The sequence below is a fragment of the Paenibacillus sp. 05T425 genome, from assembly GCF_056396205.1.
Genome location: NZ_JBFTLA010000021.1, coordinates 13187 through 32792, shown reverse-complemented (window position 1 = coordinate 32792; position 19606 = coordinate 13187). Strand labels below are relative to the sequence as shown.

Annotated in this window: 14 protein-coding genes; 13 read left to right on the top strand and 1 reads right to left on the bottom strand. The window is 49.9% G+C overall.

Annotated elements, in window-relative coordinates:
* The first annotated feature begins 243 nt into the window (after window positions 1-243).
* From AC1DF0_RS29675 to AC1DF0_RS29665, 3 genes are all read left to right on the top strand, one after another.
* Entirely contained in the window at window positions 244-2058 is a 1815-nt protein-coding gene (locus AC1DF0_RS29675; RefSeq protein ID WP_477577017.1) for a family 43 glycosylhydrolase, read from the top strand.
* Window positions 2059-2209: 151 nt separating this feature from the next.
* Window positions 2210-6322, top strand: coding sequence for an S-layer homology domain-containing protein (locus AC1DF0_RS29670; protein ID WP_477577015.1), 4113 nt, complete (start codon window positions 2210-2212; stop codon window positions 6320-6322).
* A 154-nt stretch (window positions 6323-6476) separates the two neighbouring features.
* Window positions 6477-7085: a DUF1349 domain-containing protein gene (locus AC1DF0_RS29665; protein WP_477577013.1), complete on the top strand. Its 609-nt coding sequence runs from the start codon at window positions 6477-6479 to the stop codon at window positions 7083-7085.
* A gap of 54 nt (window positions 7086-7139) precedes the next feature.
* Here the strand turns inward: AC1DF0_RS29665 and AC1DF0_RS29660 are convergent, their stop codons facing one another.
* Window positions 7140-8024 carry a TetR/AcrR family transcriptional regulator gene (locus AC1DF0_RS29660; protein WP_477577011.1) on the bottom strand — a complete coding sequence of 295 codons (885 nt, stop codon included), beginning with the start codon at window positions 8022-8024 and terminating at the stop codon, window positions 7140-7142.
* Window positions 8025-8149: 125 nt separating this feature from the next.
* Between AC1DF0_RS29660 and AC1DF0_RS29655 the strand changes: the two genes are divergently transcribed.
* The 10 genes from AC1DF0_RS29655 to AC1DF0_RS29610 all read left to right on the top strand — a co-directional run bounded on the left by AC1DF0_RS29655 (window position 8150) and on the right by AC1DF0_RS29610 (window position 19588).
* Window positions 8150-8932: an MBL fold metallo-hydrolase gene (locus tag AC1DF0_RS29655; protein WP_477577009.1), complete on the top strand. Its 783-nt coding sequence runs from the start codon at window positions 8150-8152 to the stop codon at window positions 8930-8932.
* Window positions 8933-9152: 220 nt separating this feature from the next.
* Window positions 9153-11441: an AraC family transcriptional regulator gene (locus AC1DF0_RS29650; protein ID WP_477577007.1), complete on the top strand. Its 2289-nt coding sequence runs from the start codon at window positions 9153-9155 to the stop codon at window positions 11439-11441.
* A gap of 279 nt (window positions 11442-11720) precedes the next feature.
* Window positions 11721-12683, top strand: a complete 963-nt coding sequence (locus AC1DF0_RS29645) for an ABC transporter permease (RefSeq protein ID WP_442048223.1) — start codon at window positions 11721-11723, stop codon at window positions 12681-12683.
* 14 nt (window positions 12684-12697) lie between these two features.
* Window positions 12698-13597 (top strand): carbohydrate ABC transporter permease, encoded by a 900-nt coding sequence (locus AC1DF0_RS29640; RefSeq protein WP_337100454.1) that lies wholly within the window; start codon window positions 12698-12700, stop codon window positions 13595-13597.
* A 38-nt stretch (window positions 13598-13635) separates the two neighbouring features.
* Window positions 13636-15300 (top strand): type 2 periplasmic-binding domain-containing protein, encoded by a 1665-nt coding sequence (locus AC1DF0_RS29635; protein ID WP_477577005.1) that lies wholly within the window; start codon window positions 13636-13638, stop codon window positions 15298-15300.
* A gap of 250 nt (window positions 15301-15550) precedes the next feature.
* Window positions 15551-16519: an iron-hydroxamate ABC transporter substrate-binding protein gene (locus tag AC1DF0_RS29630; RefSeq protein ID WP_477577003.1), complete on the top strand. Its 969-nt coding sequence runs from the start codon at window positions 15551-15553 to the stop codon at window positions 16517-16519.
* A 109-nt stretch (window positions 16520-16628) separates the two neighbouring features.
* Entirely contained in the window at window positions 16629-17636 is a 1008-nt protein-coding gene (locus AC1DF0_RS29625) for a FecCD family ABC transporter permease (protein WP_477577001.1), read from the top strand.
* A complete protein-coding gene (locus tag AC1DF0_RS29620; RefSeq protein ID WP_477577067.1) occupies window positions 17636-18643 on the top strand; it encodes a FecCD family ABC transporter permease in 1008 nt (335 codons plus the stop codon). The genes AC1DF0_RS29625 and AC1DF0_RS29620 overlap by 1 nt, the downstream gene beginning before the upstream one ends.
* A 136-nt stretch (window positions 18644-18779) precedes the next feature.
* Window positions 18780-19199 carry a MarR family winged helix-turn-helix transcriptional regulator gene (locus AC1DF0_RS29615; RefSeq protein WP_477576999.1) on the top strand — a complete coding sequence of 140 codons (420 nt, stop codon included), beginning with the start codon at window positions 18780-18782 and terminating at the stop codon, window positions 19197-19199.
* Window positions 19200-19219: 20 nt separating this feature from the next.
* Window positions 19220-19588: a VOC family protein gene (locus AC1DF0_RS29610; protein ID WP_442048228.1), complete on the top strand. Its 369-nt coding sequence runs from the start codon at window positions 19220-19222 to the stop codon at window positions 19586-19588.
* Window positions 19589-19606 lie beyond the last annotated feature (18 nt).

Sequence of the window (19606 nt, the reverse complement as noted above, 5' to 3'; positions counted from 1 at the left end):
AAATATATGCTACGCAGCTAAGAATGATAGGGAAAAGTTTAATAATGCCTCACTATATTAGAGGTTACCTATACGTTAAGCTATTAATGGTCCTTATATTTACAATTTTACCATTATGGTTGTCGAGGGGGGATAATGGAATCATCTTCACTATCTGCTTATTAAGCAGTCTGATGGCATGGTTTTGAAAGCGTTTACCGACGTATTGCTCGGAATTCATGTATTGGGGAGGCAACAATAATAATGAAAAAAAAGGTTTTAAGCTTGTTCTTATCAGGTACAATGCTTCTGTCTATCTTTTTCGGATTAGCATCCTCTTCTTCTGCCGCAGATCCAGTCATCAACTCTGGTAATCCAATATTCACTAGCATCTTTACTGCCGATCCTTCTGCGCGTGTGTGGAATGACGGACGTATTTATGTATATGCGTCACATGATATATTTCCTTCCAGAGGCAGCGATCTGATGGATAAGTATCACGTCTTCTCGTCGGATAATATGGTGGACTGGGTGGACGAAGGAGAGATCCTGCGAGCGGATGATGTGCCGTGGGGACGACCGGAGGGAGGCTTTATGTGGGCCCCTGACGCGGCTTACAAGAATGGAACGTACTACTTCTATTTCCCTCATCCAAGCGACACGAACTGGAACAACTCTTGGAAAATCGGCGTGGCGACAAGTGACAAGCCCGCCGCGGACTTCGAGGTTCAAGGCTATATACAGGGGCTTCCGGGCAGTAATTTAATTGATCCTAACGTGTTCCGCGACGACGACGGCACCTATTACCTTTATGCCGGAGGCGGTGGAACAAGCTACGGCATGAAGCTTGCTGCCAACATGACGTCGATCGACGGTCCTGTCAAGCAGTTCACCGAGCTGGACGACTTTCACGAGGCTACTTGGGTGTTCAAGCGGGGAAGCACGTATTACTTAACCTATTCCGACAATAACGCAGGCGGCAACCGTATGCGGTACGCGACCAGCAGCAGTCCGCTTGGACCTTGGGTGAATCGCGGTATCCTTCTAGATCCGGTAAGCAGCGAAACGTCCCATGGTTCTGTTGTGGAGTATAAGGGGAACTGGTATTTGTTCTACCATAACGCCCAAATTTCCTCTAACGGTACGCTGCGCTCCGTTGCGGTGGACCGATTGTATTTCAATTCCGATGGCACGATCCAGAAGGTTATTCAGACGACCACGGGCGTCCCAGCGGTCGGCCCGCGTTCACATGCTACGGAGGTCAAGTACTACGACTTGATTAACGAGAGCTTCGATGAATATACTCAGAAAACGGAATATGCCATGAATAGCAGCAACGTCGCCTTTGGCGGAGGGGCTACCCGTTCGGGCGACAAAATTGAAAATATGCATACGTCAGGTTCTTATATCCAGTTGAATGGTATTAACGGCGGCACTGGCGGCAAGGCGCTTCTTACTGTGCTATACGCTTCAGCTGACGGCGGCTCAGCCTTCAAGGTAGACGCCAGCGGCGATACGGCCGGAGACGGATATTTCCTTTCCCTTCCCGGCACGGGTGGCTGGGGAAGCTACACCGGTCGGACCAATCGTCTGATCGATCTAAACGCGGGCACGAATAATATCATTCGGCTCAGCGGCGGTATGGGGGGAGCGAACGTGTCCCGTGTCATTGTATCGTTGATTCCGCAATCTGCCCAGCCAACGGAATATCCGATGAGCGGAGCCAATGTGTCAGTAGGGGGCGGGGCGGTTAAATCGGGCGGCACCATTGAAAATATGCACATTCCCGGCTCTTATTTCGAGGTGACGGGCGTGAACGGCGGCGCAGGCGGACAGTCGACGCTTACGGTTATCTACGGTTCCGCGGACACCCAAACAACGTTTCGGGTGAACGCCAGCGGCGACCCGACCGGGAATGGATATTCGCTCACGCTGCCTGGCACGGGGGGCTGGAGCACGTACACCGGACAGGTCAGCCGTGCCATTGATTTGAATGCAGGCGCGGGTAACGTGATTCGGGTGAGCGGCGGTCTGGGAGGAGCCAACGTAACGCGCATCATCGTCTCGTCGACCCCGTAAAGCCAAGGACGGTCCACTCATTGATGAGTGGGCCGTCTTTCTGTTTTCTTAGAATAATAAAATTTCTTAACAATTTATGTGAATTCACATTACAATGCATTGTTAAAATCCTTAATGACACGATGAATCTGTGATCAGAGAGGATGAAAACATGAATATTATTACAAAAGAATCGCGCAAAACGTTAATAATCGCGTTTGTATTAACGTTGCTAGGAGTAGAGCTACTGTCGGGATTCGGGCCGAATCCGCTTGTCCAAGCCGCAGATGGCACCGCATCCGTTATCGTTGAAGATTTTGAGGATGGCATTTCCGACGTTAAATTCAATCCTAAACGTATGTATGAAGCCACGCTGCACCTGGAAGACAACGCGAAGTACGTAAGGAATGGACAATATTCCGCCAGAATCGATTATGACATGATCGGGATCGTAGACAATCCGTCCCAAATCGAGGTAGGTTATCAAAGCTATATGCCGGTAACGGGCTACCCCATCAAAGTAGGAATGTGGGTTTACGGCAATAACGAAGGACATTTGTTAACGACGAAATTCAGGGAGCAAGGAGGGAGCGGCTCTTCCTTCCAGTCCGAATTCTACGATGCGGCTACGAACGGTATCAATTGGACGGGATGGAAATATATCGAGGCCGATGTTCCGCAAGGTAAAACCGGCCCTATCGTTCTTGAATTGTTTTTCCAATTGAAGCAGTCCGATATGAGCAAGAAAAACAAGGGCTCCATATGGGTGGACGATATTCGGTTTATTTATGAGGAGGCCGATGAGGATCATGACGTGCCGGTCATTAAACCGATTGCTCCTGTCGAAAATGCCGAATTAACTGCTCCCCTGGATGAATTGAAGGTTGAGATGACCGACACGGAATCAGGCCTTAACATGGATACGTTGTCCGTTTATTTGGATGGGACGGATATTACGGCCGACGTGCAGTATGCTTCCGACTCCCATCTATTAACCTACCCAGGCGAACGTATTGACGGCGGGTATCATGTTCTTGCTATTCAGGTGAAAGATAATAACGGCAACCCGGCAGAGAAAACCTATGCCTTCACGATGAATGCTGGCGAGCGTCTATTCATGAAAGCCGCCGAAGAGGCAGTTAGCAATGAAATATATGCCGTCAACTTAAATATTAAGGATTATGCGAATGCAGAGACGGCACAGTTCGAATTAAATTACGACCCGAATACGCTGCAAGTAGAAAACGTTGACGCGGTCAACGGCGTTACCCAAACGTCGGATATCGATAATGAGAACGGAATCGTCCAAGTAAACCTTGACGGGCTATCTGCGGCAGTTGCCGACGATATCGCGACAGTCAACTTCAGAGTCAACTCCGAAGCTGTGCTGGCGCGAGGCGAGGCTTATAAATCCATAACGATGAGCGGTTCGGAGCTGGCATCGGGCGGAGTTCAAACGAGTTCGCCGCTCGCTACGCCCATCCGCTACACGATTGCTTTTCCGTTCCATCTGGAGATGACGGGAGTTGGAATAGGGACTACCACTACGTTCACGGTTACAGACCGTAATCATCGTCCGTATGAGGGCGCCGATATTTACTTTACGGGCTTATTGAAGCAAAGCTCGGTCGTAACGATTGACGCCGCAACGACTAATGTATACGAGGATGACGATGCTTCCTCCGAGGTGCTGATGGTTGCAACGGCTGGCCAACGCTACTATGCGTCGGGAGAAGCCGATGACGGTTGGTTCGAGGTTATATTTGCCGATGGCCAAACAACAGGCTATATCGCCGAAGCCGATGTTAGCAGCCAACCGCTGGAAGGCAGCTTGGGCCAGACGGATGCCGAAGGACAACTGACTTCGGATTTAACGACACTGGCGCTTGGAACCTATCAGGTTCAAGCCGTCTTCGGCGATCAGAACAGTAAGGTTGTCGACTATGAGGTCGTCGAGCAATACGGCATGAACGCCCCGGAGTTCATTCAAACGTATGTCGCGGAAGACATGTCCACGCAGCTGAGCGCGGCATGGCAAACGAATTCCGCAACTAAAGACACGTTCATTCAGTACATCGCTGCGAGCGATTGGGGGACGGAAGAAGAACCTAATGCCTCTTATGTAAAGCAGCAGCAATCCGAGAGCGAGCTTCAGGTGCTTAGCATGAAGGAGAAGGGCACCAAGGGCGAGATCCGCTTCCATAATGTACGGGTAGAAGGCTTGAAGGCAAACACGGCTTACAAATATCGTGTAGGCTATGACGGCCACTGGTCGGCATGGTATGCCTATTCCACGCTTGATCAGAACAAAGCTACGCCAACCTCTTTCTTGTACGTTACGGATTCGCATACGAAAGAAGATGACGGATTGGAAATCTATCAAGAGCTCATGACTAACGCGTTCGCGCAATATCCGTCTACGCAATTTGTCATGCACGGCGGAGATATGGTGGACGTAGGCGGAGCCCTCGAAGAATGGATGCAGTTCTGGAAAGCTTCTTCGATCTATGCCACAACGTATCCGTCCGCGCTAACGCTCGGAAATCATGACGTGAAGGGCGAAGGGAAGGACGTGTTTACCAAAGGCGCCAATTTCCCCGAGAACGGACCGGAATCCCAAATGCAATATGCCTATGCTTACGATATCGACGATACGCACTTTGTCGTTCTGAACTCGGAAGGCACGGAAGAGCAAATGATGGATCAAGCTGCCTGGCTGCAAGAGGATCTGGATAAAAACGACAATAAATGGACGATCGCGATGTTTCACCGTCCCGCCTACCATACGGAGGAAGGCCGTGACACGCTCGTTGAGTATACGCAAACGTATTTCGCGCCTATATTAGAGAAGATGAAAGTCGATTTGGTCCTGGTAGGCCATGATCACGTGTACGCGCGCACTTATCCGATGCAAGACGGAAAGCCTAACAAAAGCACGAATAAGGGCACCGTTTATTTGGATGGCGGCGCCGCTGGCTGGAAATTCTACAACGGCATTAAGTACGACTATTTAAATCACATATTCGACGAGGATGTTCCCGTATATTCCGCTATCAAAATTACGCAGAACGAGATTCGCGTCGAAGCGCGCACGAGCGCGGGCGATTTGATCGACGAGTTCTCGATCACGAAGCCGAAGACCGGCGGGCCTTCGGTGCCGGGTCCAATCGACGAGCCGTCGCCGGAACCGACCCTGGAGCCGACGCCAACCGCGGATAAGGTCATTTCGGATAAGGAAGTAACGGCAGCGATCCAATCTGGAAGATTGGTCATTGATCTAAGCAGCGATGGCGGTACGATTCAAATTCCAACCGAACTGGCCTCCTTGATCAAACAATTGGAGAACGGAGAAATCGTCATCACCGTGCCTAATCAACCGAACATCGTGATAAGCGGACAAGAGCTGAACAGATTATTGTCGGACAACAGCGACGCGGAGTCGGTTGAAATCACGGTGGAGTATGCAACGCCGGCCGAGCAGCAAGCCTATGTGGAGCAAATCCAAAGCTCGAAAAAGACGGCCAGCGCAGCAAGCAAAGCATTCACGGTTACAGCAACTTCAAGCGCTGCAACGGCCGCGTTATCTTATACGCTTGGCATGCAAGCCGATGGAATGTCTGCATATACGAATCTATATGAAAAAGGCAGCGATGGAAAGCTAACGCTGGTCCAAGCGAATGTCGCTCTTTATGCGAATCGTCTTGCATTACTGGCCGGCCACACCTACGTGGCCATTGAAGTGGTAACGAATTATTCCGATATGAACCGCAATCACTGGGCGTACGATTATATTCAAATGTTGTCCGCTGCAAATTTGGCTGCCGGAGTAGATGCCGAGCGGTTCGCGCCTAATGCATCGATTACTCGTGCGGAGTTTACGGCAATTATCGCTCGGGCTTTGCAGCTCTCCGCAACCGGAGAAGGGCAGTTCAATGATGTGGACGACGATGCTTGGTATGCGGATGCAGTCATCGCTGCCGCTGAAAAAGGCATCATATACGGACAAAATAATGAGCAATTTAATCCGCATGCGCAGATTAGCCGTCAAGAGATGGCGGTTATACTAAATCGAGCGTATGCGTACATGAATGGCAAAAATACGGGGAATACCTCAACCGCAAGCTTTACCGATATGAATAACGCGCAAAGTTGGGCAATCGAAGCGATTGCGAATGTAGAGCGGCTTGGATTAGTTCGGGGCGGAGGAAACGGGAAGTTTAATCCTCAAAGCTCATTGACCCGCGCCGAGGCTGCAACGGTTATTGCGAAGCTGCTCTCTCTATAACATTAAGAAAGTTAGCTTATCCGCGGCCTGTGCGGATGAGCTAGCTTTCTTTGTTTTGATGTCATTCAGATTGGAATAACGTGCAAATCTTAGAAATTTTGTAGTATATTTGAATGGATCGAAATCATATACCCACTTACTAGGAGCGAATACGATGAATTTATTTGAAGGCTGTTACAATCAATCCCTATCGTCCCGTTTGCATTGGATAAACGAACCTGTCAATTGGACGTTTCAGGAGGATCATAGCTTATCGGTGGCTGCGCCCGCAATGGCAGACTTCTTTATCGATCCATCGGGAGAAACGAACAAAGCGTCCGCGCCGTATCTGTACACTTGGGTAAAAGGCGATTTCAGCATCGTAACGCGCGTCAGCGTGGAGATGAAGCAGCAATACGATTCCGGTTGCCTAATGATAATGGCCGATGACCGTAATTGGGCAAAAGTATGTTTCGAGTTTTTTGAGAATCAGCCCTCCATCCTAAGCGTTGTTACTAGAAACACATCGGATGACTGCGTGTCCAGCACGGTAGAGGCAAGGCAGCCTTATTTGAGAGCGGCGCGTTCCGGAAACTGCTTTGCCTTCCATTATTCGTTGGACGGGGAGCATTGGAAGCTGGTCAGATATTTCGGAATGGACTGCCCCGAGGAAATGAAGGTAGGCGTCGTTGCCCAAGCGCCGATCAGCGAAGGTTCCCATGCGAGATTCGAGCAGCTCACGATTGGAGAGGCCGGTTCGGGAGATATCCGCATCGTTAAGTGAAATAAACGAAAGCCGTGTTCCTTCTTTGTCGAAGGTCACGGCTTTTTCTATGGATTAAGTTAGCAGCAGCTTAAGCTGCCGCAAATACGAGCGCAGCTCCGGAACCGCCTCTAGATGCGCCTTCAGAACCCGGAGCAAGGTGAGGTTGGGCTGCTCCGCCTGCACTTCCGCGCGCAGAAGACCGACAACTTCACTTAACTCCTTGAGGGAGGCTGACGGCAGGGGAAGGGTCTGAATCCGCTCCTCCATCGCCTTAAGAAATTCGGCGACCGTTCCTTTTCGCGCCGATTCGTCGTTACGGTTCATGAGACGCGGCTCAACGATCCATTCGCCGATTATCGGCTTCGGTGTTGTGCGGATCATATCCTGTACGATGGCTTCCATGCGATCGACGATAAAGTCCGCAAGCTCGGGGATCGGCTGTGAGACCACTTTCTGCAAGACGCCGTTCGTATATTCGCGGAGAATGCCGCGGAAGATCATGACGGCATCCCACACATGCGGCTCGAGCTGCTCGCCGAAGGTTTCAATCAGCATTTCCTTCCGCCAGGTCAGCAGGGCGTTGTTGATCTTCTTCTCTGCCTCTATGTAAATGTCGTTCTCCGTAATAGGAGACTCGTTGAATTCAATCATGAACAAGTGATTCTCAAGGATATAGTATAGATAAAATTCGATCAAACGGCTGAGCTTCTCCTTAGGAGATACGCCAAGCGGCATTCCGGAGCGGTCAAGTTCGGCGGCCTGCTCAAGCAACGTCTGATGGCAGGCGACGAAAGTCGCTGTAAATAGAGCCTCTTTGGATGTAAAAATTTTATAGATGCTGGCTTTGGCCATCCCGCACGCTTCTGCGATATCTTGCATCGAAGTTGCGCTGTACCCCTTATTTCGGAACAAATCCATAGCCGCGTCGAGAACATTCGCTTTTTTTAAATCCGTCATGTAGACAATCACCCCATCCTATATTGACATGAGATTCAAAAGAGGTCAACGTTATAGAGTTGACAACGAAACTATATAGTTCTATATTGAACTCAATAGTTTTATTTTATACCTATAAGGGAGGTGTGCCGAAGCTTGGCCCTCGCGCCGGCTCGGCAGCAATGATGCCTATTGCAGAAGGACTAGAGATGTTGGAGCTGGAGATGAAGCTTGGCGGCCGTACGATGATCATTCATCCTATGATCGTTCATGACCAACACACTTGGACGTTGATCGATACGGGAATGCCGGGAATGGCAGAGGCGATTCTCGCGTACGCCAAGGAAGCAGGGATTTCCGAAAAGACGCTTCAAGCGATTATTCTGACGCATCAGGATATCGATCATATCGGTGGCTTGCCGGGATTTTTGGGGGATGGAGGCGAGGCAGCATTCGAGATCTACGCCCATGAGGACGATAGAGACACGATCGATGGGAAAGCGCCGCTTCTGAAATTTCCGACCGAGATGCTAAGCGCTGAGCTTGATACCTTGTCTGATCATGTGCGCCTGAAGTTCGAGAGCATATTCGTTCATCCATCCAAGCCGAATGTTACACGATTGATGTCGGACGGAGAGACACTGCCGATTGGCGGCGGGTTAACGGTCATTCACACGCCGGGGCATACGCCAGGCCATGTCAGTCTCTACCACCAAGCAAGCAAGACGCTTATCGCGAGCGATGCCTTGGTTATCCATAATGGCGAATTGCTTGGTTCCTCTCCTTATTCTACGGTTAACATGGAGCAGGCAATCCGCTCGCTCGAGAAGTTCAAGCCGTTCGAGATTGAAACCGTCGTTTGCTATCACGGCGGACTGCTGCGGGGAGACATTAATAAGCGTATTGAGGCGTTGACCGCGAATCCGTAAAGCCTTTATCTAGTCATATCTGACTATATAGCCTGATAGGGAGGTTAATCTTCCATCAGGCTTTTTGCATGGGTGATACTTACAAAAATTCCTTTTAAATTATAGATCTTACAGGTAAAATATTTGTAGGTTAGGACAGCTCATCGGCTTCATATTCAATTGATTTTGTAAGCGCTTTTTTTGCGGCAATACGAATGCAGAGGCGACAGGGAGAGAATCCATGAAACGAATTCCAATGATGCTGCAGTTGGCACTGATTCTGTTCTGCGTTATGGCCATTCCAATGGCTATCTTGACATGGTATAGCGGCGGACAGATTTTGCAGAACTCCGAGAGCGCTATCGCTGAATCCTCATTGGCCGGTCTGAATGCGAACCGCAAGCTTAATGAGAATGCGCTGAACAATCTGGCTCAGGATGCAGTGAGGCTTGCTGCTACGAATATTTTCGACCGCATTCGCGTGTTCGAGACGTTTAATGAGCTTAACGTGAACTATAGCAATGTGAGCAAAGCGCAAGCTGTATTGCTGGAGCTGCTCAACTTGAATCATAGAGTGAACGGCGTTTACTCGTCCTACTTCTATTTAGGGGATTCCGACTATGTTATTTCCACCGACAAGGGCATTACAACGCTGGAGAGGTATGAGTCGATTGATTGGACCGAGGAAGCATTTGTCGGCAGAAGAGGAATTAGCGGCGTATGGTATCCGCGTACGTTGGACTCGGGGGTAAAAGTGGTATCTTACGTGTTGCCGCTGAACCGTTTATTGACTACGACTCGCGGATTCTTAGTCGTCAACCTGAGAGAAAGCCAAATTGGGGAATATCTTCGCACCTCCGAGCAGGGCAAACATGATTATTTGCTCATGGGAGCGGACGGTACGATCATCTCGCATAATGACAAGAGCTTGTTGCTTACAGATGGCAAGCGGCAGCCCTATATCCAAGACATACTGGAGAGCGGCTCGAAGGAAGGTTATGCGTTCCATGAGATCGATGGCGAGCATTTGATCTATACGTGGTCCCGTTCTCCACAGTTTGGTTGGTGGAATGTTAACATTTATTCAATGGACGAGCTGATGACGAAGACACACTCCTTACAGAGCAACATTATCGTTCTTACAATTATAATTATCGTTGCAGGAACCGTGTTGACCGTCTTTCTCGCAACCTGGTTATCCAAGCCGCTAAGGGAGCTGGTCCGTGTTGTCCGCGCAAGCAGTAAAAATCTCGTTATTGGGGACAAGAATGAGCTTGTTTTCCTAGATGCGGCGTTCAGACGTATGCAGGACGAGGAGGAAGGGCTCTACAAGCTGCTGCAGGAACGGGAACAGGATACGCGCAGCCTGTCTATCCATAATTTGCTGCGGGGCGAAGTGGCAAAACAGATTGTTGAGCTATTTCCGGAGCCCTATTACTTCGTCGCCATTGTCTCAATTGATCAATATAGAAGGTATGTGAGCAAGACCAATCCGGAGACCCGTAATTACCATCGTTATTTGCTCATAGCCAAATGCGAGAGTTCGTTCGCGGACGGCGTACAGGCACGAAGCGTCTATCAAGGGGAAGGCTGCTTTGCCATTGTCATCAACTTTGGTTCAGCGGAGCTTGAAAGCCAATATGAAGGCATCAATCAGACGCTTGCCGCAATCAGGGATGCGGCAGCAGAGCTGCTCGGCCACTCCGTTACCATCGGGGTCAGCAGCCAAACGATGGAAAGCGCCATGATCGCCGATCGAGTGGTCGAAGCGATGGAAGTCATCAAACATCGCATGATTGAAGGCAGCGGCGGTATTACGTATTGGAAGCAAGAAGCCGAGCAAAGCAAAAAGTATATATATCCATCGAACAGCGAGAGGCGGATACTCAACTTTCTCGATAACGGGGATCAGGTCAGCATAATGAAAGAGCTGGCGTTCATTCGGAGCGAGATCCAGTCGGTCGAGTACATCTCCTACGATAATATTTTGTTCATCTACACCCAATTGGTAGGCATAACGATCAGGCATCTTAGGGAGAACAATATTAGCACTTCGCGTTTCTTCGCCCGGCAAGGTAATATATATTCCGCCATTGCTTCCTTTGATACGCTGGATGAGCTTGAAGAATATTTGCATGGCTTCTTTGGCGAAATTATTCAATATGTTACGCGCAGCTCAGGCGAGGTCAACTACGGAGAGCGGATCATTCGGTACTTGGAAGAGCATTTCAGCGAAGAGATCGTATTTGAAGATATGGCGAAGGAAATCGGCATCAGCTATTCCTACATGCGTAAGCTCGTTTATGAGTTATCGGGCAAGAGCCTGATCGACTACACCAACCAGCTGCGAATCGAGTACGCCAAGCATCTGCTCTTGGAATCCAAGCTGAACATCGCACAGATTGCCATCGAGGTCGGCTACATGAATGTTCAAAGCTTTAATCGTTTTTTCCGCAAGTACGAGGGCATGCCTCCGAGCAGCTACAAGGCACTTAAGCATGGAAGAGCATCAGAACAGGAATTGCTGTAGCAGGCTGACCGAATAACAGATAAGTAAGCGGCGTGGAGCTGTCCTTCCGGTCTCTAAAGACAAACGGAGGCTGCTCCATTATTTTTGCTCATGCTAATCAGAATTGATTATTTAAGACTCGAAAACGGCGGAGTGACGCGGGAAAATCAAAAATGACAGGGGCAATCAATAGTCAGGATTTACGGATCGAATGACGGGAGGCTATGATGCTGTCATAACCCCGCCAATGTCCGAACAAACCGTCGGCCGTGGAAGCCCTAATGTGGAGGAGGTGTATCTATGAAAGTTGAAAGCGCTTCACTTATTGATGAAACCGCTTTAAAGAAACAAAAGGGTAACCGGAGAATGACATATTATCTTCGGCGGGACTGGCAGCTTTACTTACTGCTTCTGATTCCACTATCCTTTGTTGCCGTTTTCAAATACGCGCCGTTGTCAGGGCTCGTGCTTGCCTTTAAGAACTATAAGATCGCAAGGGGGTTCTGGGGCAGCGAATGGGTCGGTTTTCAAATCTTTCAAGAGATATTCGATAAACCCGACTTCATCCGCGCTGTCCGCAACACGTTGATGCTTAACAGCCTCGACCTCGTATTTAGTTTCACAATGCCCATTGTGCTTGCGCTGTTGCTCAATGAGATCAAAAGCGTCAGATTCAAACGCGTGAATCAAACGCTGCTGTATCTGCCGCATTTCCTGTCCTGGATCATTATTGGCGCGATTGCTTATCAGCTGCTCGGCCAAGGGAGCGGAGCGGTCAATAATCTCTTTGAATTAATGGGCTGGAATCGTGTCCCGTTCCTTCAAGAAGACACGCATTGGCTGTTCAGTTATTTGGCTATCGGGGTCTGGTACAGTATGGGGTGGGGCACCATCATCTACCTTGCTTCGATTAGCAGCATTAACCCTGAGATGTACGAAGCTGCTACCGTTGATGGCGCAGGGCGGTGGAGGAAGGTTTGGAACGTCACGCTGCCGTCCATCCGAGCCACGATTGTAACCTTACTGATCATGAACCTGGGCAAGGTGATGGAGGGCTCATTCGAGCGGATTTTTGCCTTGCAGAACAAAGCCACTACGGAATATACCACTACGATCCCGGTACTGGTCTACCGATGGGGGATCGAGAGCGGCAACTTCAGCCGTGCGACGGCGCTTGGATTATTCCAAGCACTCATTGGACTTGTGCTCGTGCTGCTCGCTGATCGTATTGCCAAGAAGCTCGGCGAAGACGGATTGTTATAGAAAGGAGGCGAACCATGAAAACATCCAATGGCACTCTTGCCATGCATCGCAAAAGGCGCTTCGACATCTGGGATGTGCTGATCCGCCTCACCGTGATGATCTCTTCGCTGGTCTGCTTGCTGCCGTTCGTGCATGTCGTGTCGAAATCCCTTAGCAATGATGCATACGTGATCGCGAATAAGGTTTTTCTCTGGCCGCAAGGCGTCACGATCGAGGCGTACAAAAAAATTCTCCAAGACGAGAGCATTCTGCGGTCGTTGTATGTATCCATTATCGTGACCGTATTATTCACGATTCTAGGCATGATCATCACGATTTGCGCGGCCTATCCTTTGTCTCGGATGCAATTGAAGGGCCGTACGGCGCTAACTTTTATCTTTATGTTCACGTTGTACTTTCACGGCGGAATCATTCCTGAGTACATGTTGGTCAACAATCTAGGCTTGCTGGATAGCATGTGGTCGATTATTTTGCCTCCGGCGTTCAGCGCATTCAACCTGTTGATTATGAAAACAGCTCTCTCCAGCAGCATTCCGGTTAGCTTGGAGGAATCTGCGCGAATCGATGGAGCCGGACACTTCCGCATTCTAGTCAATATCGTTTTACCGCTGTCCAAACCGATTATGGCAACGATGGCACTCTTCTACGCGGTCGGACGCTGGAACACCTACCAGGATGCGCTGTTCTACATTAAGCAAAATGTAGATATGCGGCCGTTGCAGCTGAAGCTGTATTACCTGGTTATTCAGGCCAGCGAGAGCTTCCAGCTGGAAGCGACGCAAGTGCAGCTGAGCAATCCAGAGGTGCTCAAAGCTTCATGCGTTGTATTCGCAACGCTGCCGATCTTATGTGTCTATCCGTTCATTCAGAAGTATTTTGTCCAGGGCGTTATGCTAGGAGCCGTCAAAGAGTAATAGGGAGCATTAAAAATACGATAGCGGAGGAATAAGAGATGAGCAAAATGAAAGTCTTCACATCGTTGTTGATGACTTTAGTTGTGGGAACCACTCTTCTAGCAGGCTGCTCGGATAACAATAAGGGGAGCAACAACGCGACCAATGCGCCGGCGGCAACCAACAGCAATAAGGCAACCAATGCCCCTGCGGAAAGCCCCGAAGGCGCCTTTGCCGATTACTCCAAAGGCTTTCCGGAGAAGGTCAATCTCGAGATTCCGGTATATGAACGCGCATTCGAGGGCTGGAACGTAACCGACAACTACTACACACGTTGGATTCAGAAGGAATTCGGGGACAAGTACAACGTAAACGTTAAGTTTATCCCGATTACCCGCAGCAGCGAAGTCACGGACTTCGAGCAACTGCTCGCTTCCCACAAGGCGCCGGACATTCTATTCCACTACGACATGCCGCAAGCGCTTGCATACTATAGCGAGGACGTCATGCAAGAGTTGAATTATGAGGAGATCGCTAACTACGCCCCTACCTATTGGAAAAACATGAGCGAAACAATCGAACAATACGGCAAGGTAGACGATAAAAATGTGTTTTTCTTCGCTGCTCGTCCGGCTGTAGACAACTTCACGACTTTGATTCGTAAAGACTGGGTGGAGAAGGTAGGCATGAAGTTGGAGGACCTGACCTCCCTTGAGAAATACAACGAGATGCTGACGAAATGGAAAGAAGCCGGTCTTGGAGCTGGCGCCGGCAGCCTGCTGCAGAACAACTACACGTACAACTATGCATTCCGCGATTGGCCGGTTGACGCCAAAGATCGCGCGCTTTATTCCGATCTCGGCGTAGCGGATTTGACGACGCCGGCAAGCGAGCGCTACTTACGCAACCTGAACGATCAGTACAATAAAGGTCTGATCGACAAGGAATTTTATCTGCGCAATGACGATGGCAAAATCAAGGCTGAGTTCGTTGCGGGCAAGACAGGTACCTATGGTCTGTATCTTGCCAGCAATACGGATGTCATTACGGCTACTCTTGCCAACAATCCGGACGCGCAATTCGCTGTTCTTCCTCCGACAGCAGGCACTCCTGAAGGCTACAAGCCGCAGGGACGCGCGTACTGGCCTTTCGGCTTTATCATGGGCATCAACTATGAGTCTACGGAAATGGAACGCGCAGCTGTATGGATGTATCTCGAGTGGATGAGCCAGCCGGAGAACCTGTTCTTCCTGCAGAACGGTGTTGAAGGTCAGAACTATACGCTTGACGCCGAAGGTATCGCTGTGAAAAATGCGGATTTTAAAGGCGAATCCGTTCTGTCGCAGAACAATAACAAGGATTATTGGGCACTTGTCATCGAAAGTCCGCAATATGCCGATCCTGCTGTAACTCGCAAAGCTTACCTGCGCAACTGGTCGCCGGCAGGGTATGAATATTTGGCTGAGGATCTGTTGAAATATTACGATCAAACGGCGGAATTCCGTACGCCGGACGCCATGTTCAGCGTAGTGCTGGAGAAGGTCAGCGAGTACAAGGCCGATCTGAACTCGCTGTTCCAAGAGCTGTATGTAAAGGTTGTTCTTGCACCGACGGACCAGTTCGACGCCATGTATGAAGAGGCTAAGAAAACGTACCTTGAGGCGGGCTATCAAGAGATTCTCGACGAGAAGCAAGCCGCAATCGATGCGGGTAAATTCAACTAATATTGGTATGCGGGTTGAAGGTAGGAAGATGGGCCGGAGGTCACCTTAAGGTGACTCCCGGTTCTTTTTGTTTTCTACTGTGGCTTAATAACTGGATTCGGAATACTAGGGAAGACAAAAAGCTGTAACAATTGGCCGTGCAAGCAGAAATTTCAGTTCGTTTATGCGTTGACAACCCGATTAAATGTAGCTATATTAATACTCAGATGAAATTGAAAATCAATATCAATTAAGCTAAAGGGGTTTGAAAATGAATAAAAAGTTTCTTTTGTCCATCTTTCTTATTTTGTCCGTTATTTTCGTAAGTGCTTGCGGTAACAATGCAGCGAACAATGGTGCAAATAATGGATCGTCGGCAACTAACGCTCCAAGCGCAACGGATGCGCCTGCGACGGACGCTCCAGCCGAATCCGGAACGATCACATACGAATCCGAGGTTGGTCCGGTAGAAGTGCCTGCGAATCCGCAACGTATCGTTGCTTTGACGAACGCGCCAAACATCCTGTCGTTGGATGGAAAGATCGTTGGCGTAGACGAGTGGACGAACAAGAGCCCTCACTTCACAGATAAGCTGGCTGGTGTAGAGGTCGTATCCGATGAGAGTCTTGAGAAGATCATCGAGCTTGAGCCGGATTTGATCATCGCCGGTACACATAACAAAAACATCGACAAATTGCAGGAAATCGCGCCAACTGTTGTGTACACTTGGGGCAAACTGGATTACTTGACGCAACAGCTCGAAATCGGCAAGCTGTTGAACAAAGAGCAGGAAGCGCAAGCATGGATTGACGATTTCAAGACGCGTGCGGCAGCAGCCGGCGAAGAAATTAAAGCAAAAATCGGTGCAGACGCTACGGTGTCGGTATTGGAGACGGATTCGAAGAGCTTCTACGTGTTCGGCGACGCTTGGGCGCGCGGAACGGAAATTCTCTATCAAGCAATGGGACTGAACATGCCTGAGAAAGTTAAAGCCGATGCTCAAGGGCCTGGCTACTATACGCTTTCCAATGAAGTTCTTAGCGACTATGCCGGCGATTGGATCATTCTCAGCAGAAGCGCTACGGGAGACAATTCGTTCATGAAGACCGATACTTGGACGAAAATCCCGGCTGTTCAAAACAACCATGTCATCGAGATCGATACAGAAGCTGCTTCTTACAGCGATCCGATAACACTTGAATACTTGTTGAACATCTTCAAAGAAGGTTTCTTGAAATAAGCGTTTGCTTAACGCACTGGCTGATGAAGAAGGCCGAGTTGCCTCAGTTAACAAAGAGGCTGTCTCGGTCTTCTTCTTGCCCGTTATGCCCTGGAGGAGGAATGGCAATATGAGTGCTAGTCGGAAGTCAAAATCTTTTGTTCTCAAACTTATACTCAGCATAGCGGTACTAGCAGTCATGTTCGCGCTCGCTATGCTGCTTGGCGCGAAGGATGTATCCTTGCGCGAGCTCTGGTTAATATTAGCTAACCAAGGCGGAGATGATGATAAAATCTCGATGCTCAGGGAGATCCGTTATCCGCGGGAAGTGGCGGCCGTGCTTGTAGGCGCCGCGCTTGCGGTAGCCGGGGCAATCATGCAAGGGTTGACGCGCAATCCGCTTGCAGACCCCGGGCTTCTCGGTCTAACTGCCGGTGCGAGAGCGTCGCTCGCCTTGGCTATCGCCGTATTGCCGGCGATGAGTTATGTCGGGATTATGATCGTCTGCTTCGTCGGAGCCGCGCTCGGTATGTTCCTCGTTATCGGTATCGGCTCGGTGAAGAAAGGCGGTATGTCTCCGTTCCGGATCGTATTGGCCGGTTCGGCAGTTTCCGCCTTTCTATATGCCGTAGCGGACGGTATCAGTCTTCTATCGAAGACATCCAAAGAAGCGACGATGTGGACATCCGGAGGGTTGATCGGTACGACATGGGGACAGGTTCAAGCGATGAGTCCAGTTATCATCGTTGCGATTCTGGTTGCAATGGCCATGTCCAAGTCGCTCACGATATTAAGCTTGAACGAAGAAGCCGCGGTTGGTTTAGGCATTCGCACGGCATACGTCAAAGCGGTATTATACATTATGATCATTCTGCTGGCCGGAGCCTCCGTTGCGCTTATCGGGAACATGGCGTTCATCGGGATGATGATTCCACATATCGTAAGAGCGCTGTTCGGGACCGATTATCGCACCGTCATTCCAATGTCGGCGATCTGGGGCGCGACATTCATGCTCATGGCGGATACGTTGGGCCGAACGCTCAATGTGCCGTTCGAGACGCCGGTTGTGGCAATTATGGCCGTACTCGGACTGCCGTTCTTCTTGTTCGTCGTTCGTAAAGGAGTGAAGACGCTGTGATGATTTCGAATGCGAAGGTTAAGAAACTAGTGGTCGTCTTCATGGCGTTGCTGCTGCTCATCGTTGCAACGATCATTGTTGGAATGAGTCTGGGTTCTGGGGCTCTAACGATCAATCGGCTGTTCCAGACGTTGTTCGGGAATGGTACGACTAAGGAAAATCTCGTGTTATTCTCCATTCGTATGCCGCGCATCGCAGTAACGCTGTTGGCCGGAATGGCTTTAGCATTGTCGGGCGCAATCCTTCAAGGGATTACTCGGAACGACTTGGCCGATCCTGGCATTATCGGTATTAACGCCGGGGCCGGTGTGGCTATATCGGTATTTTTCCTCTATGCGCCACTCGATCCGAAGTCTTTCGCTTATATGCTTCCGATTGTCGCATTCGTAGGAGCGCTAATTACGGTTGCCCTCATTTACTTGTTCTCTTATTCCAGAAGAGACGGGCTGCAGCCAGTGAAGCTGGTGCTTGTCGGGATTGGGTTTGCCCTTGCCTTGTCTGGTCTGATGATCGTGCTGATCTCATCCGCTGATTATCGGAAGGTTGATTTTATCTCGCAGTGGCTGGCGGGTAACATATGGGGAGCGGACTGGCCGTTCGTATGGGCGCTGCTGCCGTGGCTTGTCATTCTGCTTCCGTACACACTGTACAAGTCGAACGCACTTAACCTATTGTCGATGGACGAAGCGGTTGCTGTAGGGGCAGGTGTCTCCATCAACCGAAACCGTCTGCTGTTGTTAGGAACTGCCGTCGCTATAGCCGCTGCGGCGGTATCCGTCACCGGAGGCATCGCGTTCGTCGGCCTGATGGCACCCCATATTGCCAAGTCACTTGTAGGGCGCCGTCATCAATATTACGTCCCCATTGCCGTTCTGATGGGCGGGTGGCTGCTCTTGTTCGCTGATACGATTGGACGTAATCTTGTCGATCCGTCAGGCATTCCGGCGGGCATAATGGTCGCGCTCATCGGCGGACCGTACTTCTTGTATCTTCTTCTGAAAAAGTAGAGTAGTCGCTGTGACAGGTCATGAGCAATCATGCGGTCACAGCTTTTTTTATGAAGAACTAGTTGCAATGACATCCTATTTGGCGTATTCTAAAATTAGTTGCAATAGCATTCTATTCGAGAGGAGGGTGAAAACAATGGAATCGGAATCACACGGCCATTACATTTCGGCAATCTATCGCCATATGCAGGTGTTCATCTCAGCAGAGCTGGCGCCTTATCGAATAGGCAGCGGCCAGTATATATTTCTTATGGCGATTGCGAATCAACAGCCAACCACACAGAAGGAGCTAAGCGAGAAGCTGCTCATCGACAAGACGACTACCGCGAAGGCGATCGCCAAGCTGGAGGCGGAAGGTTATGTGCGAAGGGAGGCCGATCCTGCCGATAACCGCTACCAGCTGCTTTTTTTGACGGAATCGGGTCACGAGGTTGTACCTAAGGTTCAAGAAGCGCTGAATCGGGTCAAGAGCAAGTCGAAGAAGGGCATGAGCGACGAGGAGTATGAGTTGTTGATAGGCCTGCTGAAGAACGTGCTTCGCAATATAATCGAATGATATTTGGGAGGGTGTAAGCGATGATTGCACAACCTTTTATCGCAGTGGAAAATTGCAAAGAGGAAATCAAGTATTATCAAAGCGTCTTTGGCGGCGAGATCACGATTTTGCGTAAGCAGGGAGAAGAGGTGCTGAACGCGGATCTGCTTGTTGACGGAGCAAGCCTCAAGTTTGCGGATACGAAGGCGGCGAAGCCGTCCGCCAAGGGCGACTATGTGCGGGTATTCTTGAAAATCGATACGGAGGAAACATTCCTAAGCATTTACGGCGAATTCGCGGCAAGCGGAACAGTTCAAACGGAAGTGTATGAAGCTCCGTTCAACGGACTGCTGGCGATCGTGACCGACCGGAACGGCGTGTGCTGGGTATTGTCGTATTATCGCAGTTAACGAGCAGAAGACCGAAGC